The organism is Niallia laureatilytica, from assembly GCF_046613985.1.
Classification (GTDB): domain Bacteria; phylum Bacillota; class Bacilli; order Bacillales; family Cytobacillaceae; genus Niallia.
Map to the genome: position 1 here is coordinate 842,380 of NZ_JBKKHP010000001.1, position 16,473 is coordinate 858,852.

General features: G+C 41.0%; 17 protein-coding genes. 3 read left to right on the top strand and 14 right to left on the bottom strand.

The window, feature by feature from the left end; all coding sequences use genetic code 11:
* The first annotated feature begins 57 nt into the window (after positions 1 to 57).
* Positions 58 to 1,608: a stage V sporulation protein B gene (gene spoVB, locus ACLIJJ_RS04310; protein WP_233313029.1), complete on the top strand. Its 1,551-nt coding sequence runs from the start codon at positions 58 to 60 to the stop codon at positions 1,606 to 1,608.
* Positions 1,609 to 1,629: 21 nt separating this feature from the next.
* Here the strand turns inward: spoVB and ACLIJJ_RS04315 are convergent, their stop codons facing one another.
* Positions 1,630 to 2,274, bottom strand: a complete 645-nt coding sequence (locus ACLIJJ_RS04315) for a DUF421 domain-containing protein (RefSeq protein WP_233313028.1) — start codon at positions 2,272 to 2,274, stop codon at positions 1,630 to 1,632.
* A 188-nt stretch (positions 2,275 to 2,462) separates the two neighbouring features.
* Here ACLIJJ_RS04315 and ACLIJJ_RS04320 point away from each other — a divergent pair, with 188 nt between their 5' ends.
* Positions 2,463 to 2,840 carry a TIGR04086 family membrane protein gene (locus ACLIJJ_RS04320; RefSeq protein ID WP_233314698.1) on the top strand — a complete coding sequence of 126 codons (378 nt, stop codon included), beginning with the start codon at positions 2,463 to 2,465 and terminating at the stop codon, positions 2,838 to 2,840.
* A 59-nt stretch (positions 2,841 to 2,899) separates the two neighbouring features.
* Here ACLIJJ_RS04320 and yajC read toward each other — a convergent pair whose 3' ends face one another.
* The 10 genes from yajC to safA all read right to left on the bottom strand — a co-directional run bounded on the left by yajC (position 2,900) and on the right by safA (position 12,766).
* Complete coding sequence (gene yajC / locus ACLIJJ_RS04325) at positions 2,900 to 3,184, bottom strand: preprotein translocase subunit YajC (RefSeq protein ID WP_233313027.1); 285 nt, start codon at positions 3,182 to 3,184, stop codon at positions 2,900 to 2,902.
* Between the two features lie 28 nt (positions 3,185 to 3,212).
* Positions 3,213 to 4,352: a tRNA guanosine(34) transglycosylase Tgt gene (gene tgt / locus ACLIJJ_RS04330; RefSeq protein WP_233313026.1), complete on the bottom strand. Its 1,140-nt coding sequence runs from the start codon at positions 4,350 to 4,352 to the stop codon at positions 3,213 to 3,215.
* Positions 4,353 to 4,407: 55 nt separating this feature from the next.
* Entirely contained in the window at positions 4,408 to 5,436 is a 1,029-nt protein-coding gene (gene queA, locus ACLIJJ_RS04335) for a tRNA preQ1(34) S-adenosylmethionine ribosyltransferase-isomerase QueA (protein ID WP_233313025.1), read from the bottom strand.
* A 77-nt stretch (positions 5,437 to 5,513) separates the two neighbouring features.
* Entirely contained in the window at positions 5,514 to 6,512 is a 999-nt protein-coding gene (gene ruvB / locus ACLIJJ_RS04340) for a Holliday junction branch migration DNA helicase RuvB (RefSeq protein ID WP_233314697.1), read from the bottom strand.
* A 35-nt stretch (positions 6,513 to 6,547) separates the two neighbouring features.
* Positions 6,548 to 7,156, bottom strand: a complete 609-nt coding sequence (gene ruvA / locus ACLIJJ_RS04345; protein ID WP_233313024.1) for a Holliday junction branch migration protein RuvA — start codon at positions 7,154 to 7,156, stop codon at positions 6,548 to 6,550.
* A gap of 219 nt (positions 7,157 to 7,375) precedes the next feature.
* Positions 7,376 to 7,882, bottom strand: coding sequence for an intercompartmental signaling factor BofC (locus tag ACLIJJ_RS04350; protein WP_233313023.1), 507 nt, complete (start codon positions 7,880 to 7,882; stop codon positions 7,376 to 7,378).
* A gap of 104 nt (positions 7,883 to 7,986) precedes the next feature.
* The gene (locus ACLIJJ_RS04355; protein WP_251644894.1) at positions 7,987 to 8,892 is read right to left on the bottom strand and encodes an NAD-dependent epimerase/dehydratase family protein; all 906 of its coding nucleotides are present in this window, start codon (positions 8,890 to 8,892) and stop codon (positions 7,987 to 7,989) included.
* Positions 8,893 to 9,136: 244 nt separating this feature from the next.
* Positions 9,137 to 9,757 (bottom strand): YhcN/YlaJ family sporulation lipoprotein, encoded by a 621-nt coding sequence (locus ACLIJJ_RS04360; protein WP_237941749.1) that lies wholly within the window; start codon positions 9,755 to 9,757, stop codon positions 9,137 to 9,139.
* 122 nt (positions 9,758 to 9,879) lie between these two features.
* On the bottom strand, positions 9,880 to 10,860 hold the full coding sequence (locus tag ACLIJJ_RS04365) for a phosphotransferase (protein ID WP_233313020.1): 981 nt from the start codon (positions 10,858 to 10,860) through the stop codon (positions 9,880 to 9,882).
* Positions 10,850 to 12,766 (bottom strand): SafA/ExsA family spore coat assembly protein, encoded by a 1,917-nt coding sequence (safA, locus tag ACLIJJ_RS04370; RefSeq protein WP_411410580.1) that lies wholly within the window; start codon positions 12,764 to 12,766, stop codon positions 10,850 to 10,852. Before safA ends, ACLIJJ_RS04365 begins: the two co-directional genes overlap by 11 nt.
* A gap of 298 nt (positions 12,767 to 13,064) precedes the next feature.
* On the opposite strand from safA, the gene ACLIJJ_RS04375 reads away from it, so the two are divergent.
* Positions 13,065 to 13,598: a transcription repressor NadR gene (locus tag ACLIJJ_RS04375; protein WP_233313018.1), complete on the top strand. Its 534-nt coding sequence runs from the start codon at positions 13,065 to 13,067 to the stop codon at positions 13,596 to 13,598.
* 36 nt (positions 13,599 to 13,634) lie between these two features.
* Here the strand turns inward: ACLIJJ_RS04375 and pheA are convergent, their stop codons facing one another.
* From pheA to obgE, 3 genes are all read right to left on the bottom strand, one after another.
* The gene (gene pheA, locus ACLIJJ_RS04380) at positions 13,635 to 14,492 is read right to left on the bottom strand and encodes a prephenate dehydratase (protein WP_411410581.1); all 858 of its coding nucleotides are present in this window, start codon (positions 14,490 to 14,492) and stop codon (positions 13,635 to 13,637) included.
* A 96-nt stretch (positions 14,493 to 14,588) separates the two neighbouring features.
* A complete protein-coding gene (locus ACLIJJ_RS04385; protein WP_127737300.1) occupies positions 14,589 to 15,044 on the bottom strand; it encodes an ACT domain-containing protein in 456 nt (151 codons plus the stop codon).
* 94 nt (positions 15,045 to 15,138) lie between these two features.
* The gene (gene obgE / locus ACLIJJ_RS04390) at positions 15,139 to 16,428 is read right to left on the bottom strand and encodes a GTPase ObgE (RefSeq protein WP_233313016.1); all 1,290 of its coding nucleotides are present in this window, start codon (positions 16,426 to 16,428) and stop codon (positions 15,139 to 15,141) included.
* Between the last annotated feature and the right edge of the window lie 45 nt (positions 16,429 to 16,473).

Consider the following 16,473-nt stretch of genomic DNA (forward strand, 5'->3'; position numbering starts at 1 on the left):
AATGCATATAGTTAATTGTATAGCATTATTCGTTATTTGAGAAGGCAGGGAAATAGAATGTCTAAGTTTTTGAAAGGCACCATTATACTGCTAGCAGCAGGACTGATCACTAGAGTTTTAGGTTTTATCAATCGCATCGTTATTGCCCGATTTATAGGGGAAGATGGAGTCGGGCTGTACATGATGGTATATCCCACACTCATTTTAGTCGTGACCATCACTCAACTTGGACTGCCTGTCGCCATTTCAAAAAACGTGGCAGAAGCATATGCGGAAGGGAATCAGCGCAAAGTCAAATCCATACTTGTCGTTTCTTTATCAACGACACTTGGACTTGCATTGGTTTTTACACCGCTTTTATATTTGCTTGCTCCATATTTGGCTGAAACATTATTTAATGACAGAAGAACACTAGTGCCAATGATGGCCATCGCACCGATTATTCCTGTCATCGCTGTCTCTTCTGTTCTAAGAGGATATTTCCAAGGGAAACAAACGATGAAGCCGGCAGCTGTTTCACAGGTAATTGAACAAGTTATCCGCATCACGTTAATAGCTGTTCTTACGAAAGCATTTTTGCCTATGGGAATTGAATATGCTGCTGCAGGAGCGATGCTCGCTGGGGTTATTGGAGAATTGGCTTCTCTTCTTTACTTGCTCGCCTCTTTCAAATGGAAAAAGAGCTTTTCCCTTCGAAACAAATTCTTGCAGTATATAGTGAAAGGGAAAACCACCTTTAACGAGCTTATGCAAATTGCCCTTCCTACTACAGGAAGCAGAATGATTGGGAGTATTGCATGGTTTTTAGAGCCTATTGTGGTGGCGCAAAGCTTGGCTATCGCTGGGCTTACTGCCGTCAATGCTACGAAGCAATACGGAGTGTTAACAGGATTTGCACTGCCTCTTTTGATGCTTCCTTCGTTTTTCACACAATCACTGTCCACATCGCTTGTTCCTGCCATAAGTGAAGCCAATGCCAGCAATCAAAAGCAAACGATAGATTATTTGCTGCAGCAAGCGTTAAGGTTCACGTTCATGACAGGCGGACTTGCTGTGATTGTGCTGTATGCATTGGCAGAGCCTTTAATGACCGTCATGTATGGCAGCACAAAGGGGACAACCTTTATTTTGCTGATGGCACCATTTTTTATCTTGAACTACTATCAAGGACCGCTTCAAGCAGCACTGCAGGCGCTTAACTTGGCAAGGGCTGCGATGATAAACAGTTTTATCGGAGCAGCTGTGAAAACAGCCGTTATTCTCCTTCTTGCCAGCAGGCCGGAGTTCGGTATTTACGGGGTAGCCATTGCTTTAATAGTCGGCTTTGTTCTCACAACATTGCTTCATTTCGCTACTATAACTAAATCTATAGGATTTTCTATTTATGTAAAAGATTACGCCAAAATGCTTGCTGTCATCTTTATTTCCGGCTATGCTGGAGCATTTCTGGCTAACTTAAGCTGGATAGACAGCCTTGTGTTAATGGTGGCAGCAGATACAATTATCATTAGCTTGTTGTACCTGATTTTGCTTTTTGTTTTTAAGCTCATTAAAAAAGAAGATATTAGACGGATTCCGTGGATCGGTCCCATATTGACAGGAAAATGAGGATAGAGTCTTGACTCTGCCTCATTTTTCGTCAAAATAATCAATATAAAATTTATCATCCTGGAAACTGCAGAAGGATATCTTATCTATCTTTAGATGCCCCTGTTTCTTCAGCTCCTGCTGTAACCAGCCATGACTTTTTCCAATTTCTTTAAGACTTGCCTCTTGAATGACCCCATCGATTATTAAAGGAATGGTAACGCCTGATTTGTTCGGCTCCTTTTCGAAAACAGACAGCTTTCCAGACGTTTCTAATATCGCAAATTCAACATCAGCAACATTACGAACATCCTTCTCGCGAAGCTGCAGGAGTAAATCGTCCATATTGTAGCGCTGGGAACGCATTGCTTTTTCATCAATTTTCCCTTTATTGATAATGATGGTTGGTTTCCCGTCAATCAAATCTCTAATTTTTTTACTTTTAAGGGAAAGAGCTGCCAGACCAATCTGAATCAGAAGCAGAATAAATATTGGCAAAATAGTAGGAACTAGCTCTGTTTTAATATCTTCAATCGCAGCAACAGCAATTTCTGCAATCATAATATATACAACTAAGTCAAGAATGCTTAACTCCCCTATTTCCCGTTTACCCATCATGCGGAAAACGAGAACGATGATGGCATAAAGCAATAGAGTCCTCAGCAGAATGACAATATACTCCTCCATTATATTCCCTCCCAAAAGTATTTCTTTTCGAATAAACAACCTTTTTAGTTTCTTCTCGCCGATGATTTTTATGCGAAGTAATCAAATTCATGATTCTATTTAGGACAGTTGGCGAATATGCTTGTACTAGTATGAAACTCCAAGATTGTCTCATTAAAAAAGAAAATGGTTGAAAGGAGAGGTTTAAGATCGAAGAAAGCAAAAATGTCGGCAGTGCTGTATTATATGGCCTGATAGCGATCTTTACCCTATTTATTACAAGCAGCATTGTCTTTTCCTTGCTGCTGAGATTCACTTCCCTTCAGGAAGCATCCTTGCAATACATAATCACTGCTGTGTCGTTTATTACTTTGTTTGCAGGAGGGTTTATATCTGGTGGGAAAGGTAAGCAAAAGGGCTGGTTTCTCGGGGGGATAACAGGCTTGATTTATTTCCTGATAGTGTTCTTGTTCAGCTTTTTAGGCTTGGATCAGCTCTTTACTTTCGAGCAGTTCATTTACCATGTTTGCTATACGCTGATCGCGATGATGGGCGGCATATTAGGAGTTAATCTTTCGAAATCTTAATGGAGAATAACTTTACATTAAAAAAAGCTGGCAGCAAAACTTGCTTCCAGCTTTTTGTATTATGCTTTGTCCAGGACAGTGCTGGAAGATTCCAGAACTTCACGAACTGCATTGCGGTCAAAAGTCAGACGGCTTCCGTCTGGAGACTTAAGAACAACAGTGCCTTCATCGATTGCATCGACTGTGCCATGAAGTCCGCCAATCGTGACAATCTTGTCCCCTTTTTTCAAATCACTCTGCATTTGCCTTACCGCTTTTTGACGCTTTTGCTGCGGACGGATAAGCAAAAAGTAGAATAGAACAAACATTAAAATAAATGGTAGTAGCCCCATAATGTTTTGCATTCATTTCCCCTCCTTTCAAATTCTCTATTTAAAAGTTTCTAGCATTTGGCTTATTGAAGCCGTAGCGCTCGAAAAACTCTTCTTTGAAGTCCCCCAATCGATCTTCACGAATCGCTTGTCTGACATTCTCCATTAAGTTTAACAGAAAATAGAGATTATGGTAAGATGTAAGTCTTATTCCGAAAGTTTCATCACATCTGATTAAATGACGGATGTAAGCTCGGCTGTAGTTTTTGCATGTATAGCAGTCGCATTCCGGGTCAAGCGGCCCGAAATCTCTAGCATATTTTGCGTTTTTCACTACAAGTCTGCCCTCGCTTGTCATGCATGTGCCGTTGCGGGCAATGCGTGTCGGAAGAACACAGTCAAACATATCAATCCCTCTGATTGCCCCATCTATTAAGGAATCAGGTGAACCAACACCCATTAAGTAACGCGGCTTATTATCCGGCATTAATGGTGTTGTGAACTCAAGCACTCGGTTCATAACATCCTTCGGCTCGCCGACAGAAAGGCCGCCGACTGCATAGCCTGGGAAGTCTAAAGATACAAGATCTCTTGCACTCTGTTTGCGCAGCTCTTCATATTCTCCACCTTGGATGATTCCGAACAAGCCTTGGTCCTCTGGTCTGCCATGTGCTTTCAAACAACGCTCAGCCCATCTTGATGTACGCTCTACCGATGCTTTCATATAGTCATACTCTGCAGGATATGGCGGACATTCATCAAATGCCATCATAATGTCTGAACCTAACGCATTTTGGATTTCCATCGCTTTTTCAGGTGAAAGGAACAGCTTATCTCCATTTAGGTGATTTCTAAAATGAACTCCCTCTTCCTCAATTTTGCGGAAATCACTTAATGAGAACACTTGGAAACCGCCTGAATCAGTCAAAATCGCTTTGTCCCAATTCATGAATTTGTGCAGGCCTCCCGCCTCTTTCACAATTTCATGACCAGGGCGGAGCCATAAATGATACGTATTGCTCAAGATAATATTTGCACCCATAGTCTTCAAGTCTTCTGGCGCCATCGTTTTTACTGTCGCCAATGTACCGACAGGCATAAATGTAGGAGTTTCAAAGGAACCGTGCGGAGTGTGCACGATACCAAGCCTTGCTCCTGTTTGTTTACACGTCTTAATTAATTCATAACGTATTGCAGTCAATGTAAAATCTCCTTTATTTAAAAATCCACCAATAAGAATTTGCAGCTGCTGCTTTTTAGCGGATGAACATAGCATCTCCAAAGCTGAAGAAGCGGTAGTGTTCTTTAACAGCTGTCTCATATGCATGAAGAATATGTTCCCTGCCGGCAAGTGCGCTTACTAGCATGATAAGCGTCGATTTTGGCAAATGGAAATTAGTGATCATGCCGTCAATCCCTTTGAACTCATATCCTGGGTATATAAAAATGCTTGTCCAGCCGCTGCTTTCCACAAATTGACCGTCATTTGCTGTGGCAATTGTCTCTAATGTGCGTGTGGAAGTTGTGCCGACAGACAAAATACGCCCGCCACTTTCCCGCACCTTATTTAGCAGCTTAGCGGTGCCTGCAGTAATCTGATAGAACTCTGCATGCATTTCATGTTTATCAATATCTTCCACATTCACTGGACGGAATGTGCCAAGACCAACATGCAATGTGATAAATGCAATATGAACTCCTTTTTGCTTAAGCTCCTCTAGCAGCTCCTCTGTGAAATGAAGGCCGGCAGTTGGTGCAGCAGCCGATCCTCTTTCCTTAGCATATACCGTTTGATATCTGTCTTGATCGTCCAGCGTTTCTTTTATGTATGGAGGCAGCGGCATTTCGCCAAGCTCATCGAGAATTTCGTAAAAGATTCCATCATAGACAAACTCAAGAATTCTGCCACCATGTTCAAGCTCTTCTTTACAAACAGCCCTCAGCTTACCGTCGCCAAAGGAGATAACTGTCCCCTTCTTAACACGCTTTGCAGGCTTCACTAATGTTTCCCATTGCTCTCCTTCTTGCTGTTTAAGAAGAAGGACCTCAATATGCGCACCTGTATCTTCCTTTTCTCCGTGCAGTCTTGCAGGCAAGACTCTCGTGTCATTAAGAACAAGGCAATCTCCTGGGTTTATGTATTCAATAATATCCTTGAATGTACGGTGTTCTAAGCTTCCTGTTTCCTTATCTACCACCATTAGCCTGCTGCTAGTCCTATCCTTTAAAGGCACTTGTGCAATCAATTCTTCTGGCAGATGAAAATCAAATAAATCTACTTTCACTATACTTCACCTTTTCTCTTTTAAAAACTATTGTATTCAAACTGGAATCATGGCTATAATGAGCGTGCCATGATTCGTTATACTTCTTTGGTTATATTTAAATGCTCATAGGCTAAATCGGTAACGACACGGCCTCGAGGTGTCCGCTGCAGAAAACCAATCTGCAGTAAATACGGTTCATACACATCCTCAATCGTGTGCGCCTCTTCCCCGATCGTCGCTGCAATTGTCTCTAAACCGACAGGACCGCCTCTAAATTTATGAATCATACCTATTAATAATTTATGGTCAATATGGTCTAAACCTAAACGGTCGACTTGCAAAAGTTCTAAAGAATCATGGGCAAGTTTTTCCGTAATACTTCCATCACCTTTTACTTGAGCAAAGTCTCTGACCCTTCTCAGCAATCGGTTTGCAATCCTCGGTGTTCCTCTCGACCTTCGCGCGATTTCCCATGCAGCCCCGTCATGTATATCTACTTGGAGCACTTGTGCCGTACGAACGACAATACTTTTCAGCTGTTCCTCTTGATAATACTCAAGCCTGCTCAAGACGCCGAAACGGTCTCGCAGCGGCGCAGATACGGAGCCAGCTCTTGTCGTTGCACCAACTAGTGTAAACGGCGGCAGATCAAGGCGCACAGATCTTGCACTAGGCCCTTTTCCAATCACAATATCGAGGCAGTAATCTTCCATGGCTGGATAAAGTACCTCTTCGATAGCTCGGGGAAGCCGATGTATTTCATCAATAAAAAGAACATCTCCAGGCTCAAGGGCGGTGAGGATGGCGGCCAAATCACCCGGCCTTTCAATTGCCGGTCCGGCAGTCGTCCTGATATTAACGCCCATTTCATTAGCGATAATTGTTGCCAATGTTGTTTTTCCTAAGCCTGGCGGTCCATATAAAAGGACATGGTCAAGGGCTTCTTCCCTAAATTTAGCAGCTTTAATAAACACTTCCAAATTATCTTTGACTTTATCCTGACCGATATACTCTTTTAATTGAAGGGGACGCAAACTTTGTTCAAAGGAAACTTCTAATGAATCGGCTTCTCCAGATACGATGCGATCATCCAACATATTCCACTCCTCTCCTTAAAAGATATCTCCGATTACTTAAGCAGCAGCTTTAACGCCAGTTTGATATATTCGTCTGTTGTAAGCTGTTCTTTTTTCAATTGTGGTATAACTCTTTTAACCTCTCTGTCCGTGTATCCGAGCGCAGACAATGCAAGCAGTGCTTCATCAAGAAGAGACTCACCAGCTTTTTTCTGTTCCACTTCTTCCACATTGAACAAGTCTGGAAAGAAATCCGGCATGATATCTGACAGCTTCCCTTTTAAGTCAAGAATCATTTGTCTTGCTGTCTTTTTGCCGACACCAGGAAACTTCACAAGAAATGCCTCATCCTCATTTTCAATAGCAGAAATTACTTGATCCGGCTGTCCTGAAGCCAGAATAGCAAGAGCGCCCTTTGGTCCGATACCAGAAACATTAAGCAGCTTTATAAATAATGTCTTTTCATCCTTTGACCGGAAACCATATAAGCTTATAATATCTTCTCTTACATAATGATACGTATAAACAGTGATTTTCTGGTTTGATAAGGAAGAAAAAGAGAATGGGTTCGGAGTCTTAATTTGATAACCGATTTCATTATTTTCAACCACTATGTATTCAGGTCCAATATACTCTATTTTCCCTTTAATATATTCGTACAAATCCTTTTCGCTCCCTTATTAAAGCTATAAAGACTATTTTAGCATACAATAAAGAAAAACTACCATATAAGATATTTTCGTAAAATTCCAAAAAAATAGCTTTTATAAAACACAAAAAAACCACTTTTAAAAATAATGGTTTTAAAGGCTCCTAATAAGACTTTTTAGGCAATCGAAAGTTTCCCCATTCTTTCGATTAGCCTGTTTGACTATCCATTGTTAATTTGCTTGATTGTTTGTATCAAGATTTTTAAATGTCTCAAGCACTTCCACATAGCGGTTTTTATTCTTAATCGGAATCCCATTTTGCAGATTTTTTTGCTGCTTTGATTCCAGCTTCTCCAAATCTATTTGGAAGAAGGATTGAATAATATTCGACTTATTCGGCTTACCATTATAAACGCCTAAAACGCCTTCTGCTGATACTCCGAAATAGCCATTCGCTTTAAGCAATGGAGAAATATCGTCCATTTCCTGTCTAAAGACAAATTGGTGACTATCCATATTCACCAGCTGCCAATTCTCATATTTAGACCAGAAATCTTCCATCGACCATATTGTTTCCTCTACACACTCTTCACTAACTTCCCCGTCCAAATATACTCTCTGCAACATAACAGAAAACTTCTTCGGAGACTGTGCATGAGCTCCATTTCCCCACCCGGGAGATGCAGATAATAGAATGATAAGAAGAATAGAGAACAATAAAAGGAATCTGGTTTTCATTATGAACCACCTCTTTAACTTACTAGAACAAACTTAAATTCCCTATTAGTCTCACCATATTATCTAAAAACATGCGAATAAATTTCTTTACAAAATAACAAACTTTAAAAATGCTTTCTTACCTCGGTTTTCTCTAAGGTTTTTTGCAGCCCTTCCCACAGCGGGATTTTTGCTTCCCAGCCTAATAGTTCTTTTGCTTTATGAGTCGATACAGGGCAAGTGGAAACTAATGTCTCCTCTTCTCTATCATAAACCGGCTCTAATTTTCCAACCGTCTCACTTACACAAACCGCCGCTTCTTCCAAACTGTGCATAGAGTCTGCTGCAATATTTATGACCTGATTATCTCCACTAGTTAAAGCAGCTAAAATAGCATCGACAGCATCATCGATATAAAGAAAGTTTCGCAGTTCTTGTCCTGTTCCATTGATAAGGGGTGCATGTCCATCTATTGCTCTCTCGATATTTTCTGCTATATATCCGCCATTATCTATTCCATATATATCAGCGAACCTTAAAATAGAAAAGTCCAAGCCGTAAAGCTTGTGATAATGCATGACATATTTCTCTTCCACTTTTTTCGAAAGGCCTTCAAAAAGAATAGGGTCTAAAAATGAATCTTCCACAGCCACATCTGATTGATTGCCATAAACAGAGATCGTACTAGGAAAAATCACCTTTTTCACTTTAGCTTCCGCACAAGCTTCGAGTACATGCATCGTTGTGTGAATATTCTCTTCCGACTGGTCGAAGGAGTCTTTTATTTTATTTGATGTGATAGGTTCACTTTTGAAATGTAGTGCAACTTCTACCTTTTCCTTTTGTAAAATAGGTGTTAAAAGCTCCTTATCAAGCGCTGTATGATAATAAGTAATATTACTGTGGAACGGAGATGTGAACTTCCATTCACAGTTATCGGCAATTACTACATCTATCCCCTTTTTTATAAGCTTCATGATCACTTCAAATGCCATGCTATTGCTGGCTCCCCCAGTCACAAGTACCTTCACGATTTGTCCCTCCACCTTACGTTCTTCAATTGTTCTCTATAACGAATGTTTCTTTCATTATAAAGCAAACATTTCATTATGGAAAGGAAAATCTTTGTATTTTTTCATTATATCGAACAATTATAAGATTCAATTGCCTCTTTTGGCTGTAAAATGTTATTAATTAAGAACATTTATTAATAAATCTCACTTTCACAAAAAAAGCTGACTTTAAAAGAAACTTCTTTTAAAATCAGCTTTTTATTTATAAATTGCTTGTTGGATCTGCTTTTTTAATAATATTACGTTTATTCCTGTCTATCGTTTTTTCAGGAAGACGTTTGCGAATTCCTTTATTAATACTATCTATATTAAGAAAAATCCCTTTATCTGTTACAATGGATGTTTCTTTTCCCTTTATATAACTGCCTATATTTTTTCTGACATCTGCTTTAGTAGTAGTGATTGTTTTTCTGTTATTTACTTCTAATGCCACTAACACATTATCATTATAAACAACAGTTCGAACATCTTTTACATTTTTTACTTTTAAGGCAGCATTGTTAATCTTGTCTGCAAGTTCTGTATTGTAGCTTTCCTCGTTATTGCCAAGCGATGTTTGATCATTTATATTGCTCGCATTAGCACGGTTTTGCTGCCCTTCTAATCCAAAGGTGTGGTCCATTGCCTCTGTCAAAGGTCCGTCATTATCTTGATTGCCTAACACCCTTGCATTCCCTGTACTCTCCTGTTCATGTCTTTCGTTTGAGTAATAGCCTAGGGGTATATCATTTTCACTATTATTTAAATCCTGGTCCGTATTGGCGCACCCTGTCAACAACATGAGAGACAGCGTAAATGGAGCTGCCGCTTTCATCCACTTCATCCTTCGCATACTCCCTTTCACAATTCATTTTGAGCAAATAAAGCTCAAAATTATTTTCTGCGAATCAGGAACCTTTCATGCTGTTAAGTATAGGCATTTTCGTTTAATCAAGATAGGGAAAGCTATTGAAAGCGGTCTGCTAACTTCATCATTTTTTGCACAAATTTTCTTCTTTTGGAGAATTGCTGCTCTGTAAGCTCTACTACATGGTTTCTGGCCAGCTCATTATTAAGCTTGTTTTGTCTAATAATCCTGTTCCATTCCCGCAGTACATCTGTAGGAAAAGCAAGCCCAATTAAAAAGGATCTTTCATTTAAAAATGGCTGAAGCAAGCTTATTTTTTGAAGCTGATGATGTGACCACCCAATTAGCGGCAAAATCCGATTGGCATATTGTAAATAATCCATGCTTTTAGGTCCAATACTAATAAGGTCAAAGTCAATTAAATACAGCTCTCCATTAAGGCCGCGGTGAAAGTTATGATGTGCAACATCTCCATGCAAAATCACTTTTTTTTGGTTTTTAATATTGTCTCTTTCTCTTTCCAAATGATATAGAGACCAATCTATCCAACCATTTAATTCTTGGAGAATGTCTCCTTTTAAAAATTGGGCGGCAACAGGCAAGTTTAGCTTAAACTGGTTACCTCTTTCTGACCACTTTTCAAAAATATCAAAGTCAGGCAAAATATATCGATAAGTATCGACTAGCCTTTCTGTGCAATTATAATAATGGCCCATTAACGATAAAGCCTCGTTTCTGCTGTCTTTATCCATATAGGAGAAAGGCTTAAGGCTTCCAGGTATGTATTCAATGCAGCCATATATTCGGTTATCAATAATAATAGGATCTTGTTCAAAAGAGAAGAAGCGATAGGTTGCATGAAATCCTTCATAGTGAAGCGAGTTTGTGAATGCCTCTTGGATTTTTAGTTTTTTATAGCTTGGGAACTCTTTAAGGATTAGCCAAGCATAATCTGTCACTACCAAATATACTTGTTTGCGGATGCGTTTCAAATCCTTTACTGGATAAGGCAGCTTATTTTGTAATAAAGCGAGGAGACGATAGACTGAATCATCGTCTCCTCTACTATTAATTTTCATAATCGCTGCTTTCGTCTAAATAACGAGGCATGCCAAATGGAGTTACCTCATTAATTCCATACGGATGAACTAATGGGGGCTGACCATTTCCTTGAAATGGAGGTGCAAAGATTGGCGCATTGCCGCCTGGTCCAAATATAGGAGATCCCATTACATCACGAGCTCCTGCAGTTCCGCTTGGCATTCCTTGCATCCCAGGCATTCCAGTGCCCATCTCACCCATAGTGTTTTGCATTGGCACGTTTCCTAGCGCACCTTGGGGGTATGGTGGTTCTTGCATAAAGCCACCAGGCATTGTACCTCCAAATGGATAACCTGGACCTCCTGTCATTGGTAAGCCGCCCATTTCTGGGTTGAAGCCTTGCTGCATTCCTGGCATTCCTCCGAATTGGTCTCCACCCGGCATTCCCGAAAATGGCGGCTGGCCTCCCATCATTCCTGGGTTAAAGCCTTGCTGCCCTCCTGGCATTCCTCCGAATTGGTCTCCGCCAGGCATTCCCGAAAATGGCGGCTGGCCTCCCATCATTCCTGGGTTGAAGCCTTGCTGCCCTCCTGGCATTCCTCCGAATTGGTCTCCGCCCGGCATTCCCGAAAATGGCGGCTGGCCTCCCATCATTCCTGGGTTAAAGCCTTGCTGCGTTCCTGGCATTCCTCCGAATTGGTCTCCGCCCGGCATTCCTCCAAATGGCGGCTGGCCTCCCATCATTCCTGGGTTAAAGCCTTGCTGCATTCCTGGCATTTCAGCGAATTGATCTCCGCCCGGCATTCCTCCAAATGGTGGCTGGCCTCCCATCATTCCTGGATCGAAGCCTTGTTGCATTCCTGGCATTCCTCCGAATGCCATTTCGCCACCCATTCCCATTCCTGGATTAAAGCCTTGCTGCATTCCTGCTGTACCAGGAGCGAATTGGTCACTGCCATAAACTTGACCTGGGTATGGCACAGCAGGCCCGCCACAGCCGCAATCCTCCTGATATGGAAGCTGAACCGGTGCTTGGTATGATGCTGGAGCAACATTTGCATAATCAGAAGACGATTCATGCATATCATAAGAAGAGTGCATGTGATTATGGTGCATTGGCTGAAGTCCATGTTGAAACGGCTGCTGGACTGGCATCTCTTTATGACCAGCTACTGGATTTGTGCCAATATTTGCATGTTGAAACGGTTGTGCTGCTGGTGTGAATGGCGACGCATAAGAAGATGAAGATTCTTCCCATTTATGTTTGATTCCCTGCATCGGCATCGCCCCTGGCATGCTAGCATGTTGGACAGGATAATAATCCATCGGAACTCCTTCTGGAATGCATACACCTGGCGGGAAGCCTGAACCTGGCATCATTGGCGATATTTCATAACAATATGGCTGATATGGAATAATCGGCGGACAGACCTCTGCCTTTGGTTCTTCCTTTACAGGTACAATATTTACAGGCTTTGGCGGGACAGGTTTTTCTTCAATATCCACTTCTACATCAATATTTGTCATATTCATGGAATAATAATTGTGAATATCAATTTCTGGAATAATTGGTGTAGGCATTTTTGGAGTATACGGCTTTTCCTTCGGTTTTTCTTTTTTCGGCATTTCTTTTTTAGGCATTTCTTTTTTAGGCTGTTCTTTTATGATTGGCTGTTCTTTTATGATTGGCTGCTCTTTCACTATCGGTTGTTCCTTTATGATTGGCTGTTCCTTTATGATTGGCTGCTCCTTCTTCATACCTGCTATTGGCGCTTCTTTTTTTATACTGCCGCCAGCAGTCGGAACTTTAACTTTCATACCGGGCATAATCATATCTGGATTACTTAGCTGGGAATTTAACATTTTTAACTCTTCAAAGTTAACGCCATACTTCTTGGCGATTTCCCAAAGAGTATCCCCCTTTTGTACGATATGGATCTTCACTATAGATTCCCTCCTATGCATATGTCCATATAGTCTATGTTGTCGCGGAAAAAGTGTTATTGTTCTTCAGAAAAATTTATGCGCTTTTCTCAGTAATTATGTGCTGTCTTTAGAAATGTTCTTTGACAGTATATTGCCGCATTATCAGTGTTTATAAGGAAAAATTGATATTGATGGCGGTCACAGCAAATAGTTTGGTAAAATAGGACAAGATACCTGAAAATATCATTTAAAATGCCTTAAAACGATATATAGCAAGCTTATATCCATTTAAGAAAGATTATGAAGGAGGAATTACATGGAAAAAATGCTTGGAGAGGAAAGAAGAAGCTTTATACTATCCTTGCTTAAAGAAAATAACCGTCCTTTTACAGGCAGCGAGCTGTCACGGCTGACAAGTGTCAGCAGACAGATTATTGTCGGAGATATTACCTTGCTGAAGGCAAAAAATGAACCGATTATCGCCACTAGTCAAGGATATTTGTATTTGCAGCAATCTAAACCAGAGCTGCATGAAAAAATCATTGCCTGCAACCACCCTCCCGAAAAAACAGAGGAAGAGTTAAATATCATAGTGGATTTTGGAGTAACAGTAAAAGATGTTAAAATCGAACATCCTGTTTACGGTGATTTAACTGCCTCCATCCTTGTGTCAAACCGGAAGGAAGTACAGCAATTTATGAAAAAGATTAAAAGCACAAATGCTGTCTATCTATCACAGCTGACGTCCGGCATTCATTTACACACATTAACAGCTCCTTCTAAAGAGGCGCTTATTGATGCCGAAACTGCATTGCGAAATGCCGGCTTCTTAATTGGACTAGAAGACTAATTTATTTAAAAAGGGAGCCCAACAATTTTGGGCTCCTTAACTTTTTGCTCCTGCATAAAACGGGTATGATCCGAGCAGCTTTACATCACAGCCAATCGCTTCTAGTTCGGACATTGCACCAGGGATGAGGACATCATCAAGCTCCCGATCAATGTCAATAATAAAGAAGTAATTGCCAAGACCAGTCTTAGTAGGTCTTGATTCAATCTTAACTAAGTTCAGCTTGCGCCATGCGAATGCAGACAAGACTTGATGCAAAGCACCAGACTCATCGGCAGGAAGGGAGACCATTAAGCTAGTTTTATAGCCAAGATGAATGCAGTCAACCGGTTGAAAGGCAGTATCCTTTTTGGAAATAATGATAAAGCGTGTATGGTTATTATCAAAATCATGGATATTCCGTTTGACTATTTCAAGTCCATATTCAGCTGCAGTCAATTCATTGCCGATTGATGCAGCAGCGAGGTTGGGATTTTCCTTTATGTATTGAGCTGCGGCAGCTGTTGATGTTGTATTTTCACATCTGATTCCATTCCATTTAGCATGCAAAAACCGGTGACATTGGGCAATCGCATGGGAGTGACTGAATACAACCTCTGCATCTTTCCAACGGTCTTTAAAGTTTGGATGCACCATTAAATGCTGTTTAATTGGAACAGTAATTTCTCCTTTAATCGGAATGTCCACCTCATGAATTAAATAATCCAGCGTGATATTAACAGAGCCTTCTAATGTGTTCTCAACAGGCACAAGAGCAGCCTCTACTTCGCCTTTCATTACAGCATCCATACAATTCGGGATTGTCATATACGGAAGCTTCTCTGCATTTGGAAACATTTTATTTACTGCTATATTCGTAAATGTTGCTTTCGGTCCTAGATACCCTACTTTCAATTTCCTTCTCCTCCAACTTAAAAGCACTATTTATGTATAATTCTGAATTCTCATTGTATAAATGCATCTTTTTTCAAAAAAGAAAAAGGGAGCAGATTATGCTCCTGAGCTTAAAACTTCCACTTTCTCGACAAACTCAAGCATTCGCAGTCTTTCGAGTAATGCATCAATGGATATTTCCATTTCAGCTGTATTTAAGGAAAGGGTCACATTTGCCCGTCCCTGCAGCGGTATAGTCTGATGGATTGTCAATACATTGCATCCTCCTGATGCAACAACATTCAACAGTTTAGAAAGCGTACCTGAACGATCCTCAATATAAAAGAATAACGTAATCAGACGTTCCTTCACGACTGTATGAAAGGGGAAAATTGTATCTCTGTACTTATAAAAGGCACTTCTGCTTAAATCGACTTTTTGAACTGCATCAAAAACAGATTCTGCCTTGCCCCGTTCCAGCAATTCCTTTGCTTCCAATGTTTTCTTCATCGCCTCTGAAAGAACATCCTCACGGACAAGAAAAAAACGCTGGTCCAACTTATTCTGTTTCATTCGCTCAACCTCTCTTAAGCTAAAGGGAAACCTCCATGGGAAGATTCCCATGGAGTCAGCAAATTTAGTTTATTACATAATCTTAAAGGAAAAATTAATCAATGAACTCGAATTCATAATCCATTAATTTAACGATGTCTCCATCCTTAGCACCGCGCTGTCTTAGCTCTTCATCCACACCCATACCTCTCAACTGGCGAGCAAATCTGTTCACAGATTCATCTCTAGAGAAGTCAGTCATCTTGAACAGCTTTTCAATTCCTTCCCCAGTAAGGACAAAGCTTCCGTCAGAGTCTCTAGAAATAAAGAACTGACGCTCATCTGCTTCATGCTTATACAATACGCGGTGAACTCCAGCCTCTTCCTCGACTTCCTCAAGCGGAAATTCTGGTGTGTGCTCTAACTTATCAGCTACTGCAAACAGCAAATCACGTAAACCTGTTCTCGTTAAGGCAGATACTGGGAAGATTGGATAATCCTCTTCGAGTTTTTCCTTGAAGACCTTCAAGTTCTCTTCTGCATCCGGCATGTCCATTTTATTAGCTACAATAATTTGCGGTCTTTCTAAAAGACGCATATTGTATTCCTGGAGCTCCTTATTGATCGTAATATAATCTTCGAAAGGATCTCTGCCTTCAATTGCCGCCATGTCGACAACATGGACAATAACTCTTGTGCGCTCAATATGGCGCAAGAACTGGTGACCTAGGCCGACACCAGAGTGTGCACCTTCAATCAGTCCTGGCAAATCAGCCATAACAAAGCTTCTGCTATCTTCTGTTTCTACCATCCCTAAATTTGGGACGATTGTCGTGAAATGATAATCAGCGATTTTCGGCTTTGCTGCAGACACAACAGAAAGCAATGTTGATTTTCCGACACTTGGAAAGCCAACAAGCCCTACGTCTGCCAATACTTTAAGCTCTAATGTAACTTCACGCTCTTGTCCCGGCTCGCCGTTTTCAGAAAGCTCAGGAGCTGGATTTGACGGGCTTGCAAAGCGTGAGTTACCTCGTCCGCCGCGTCCGCCGCGGGCAATTACAGCCTGCTGGCCGTGCTTCGTCAAATCAGCAATTGTTTCTCCTGTTTCCGCATCAGCAACGACTGTGCCCGGTGGAACCTTAACAATCATATCCTTAGAGTTTTTGCCGTGCTGGTTTTTGCTCATTCCATGCTCTCCGCGGGGTGCCTTAAAGTGGCGCTTATAACGGAAATCCATCAATGTACGCAAGCCTTCTTCCACTTCAAAAATTACATCTGCGCCGTTACCGCCGTCTCCGCCAGCTGGTCCGCCTTTAGGAACATATTTCTCTCTGCGAAAGGCAACCATTCCATTTCCGCCGTCTCCGCCTTTCACGTATATCTTGACCTGATCAACAAACATTTTACAACTTCCTCCTAGTTAGGCAGTATGCCTATGAATCGAAAT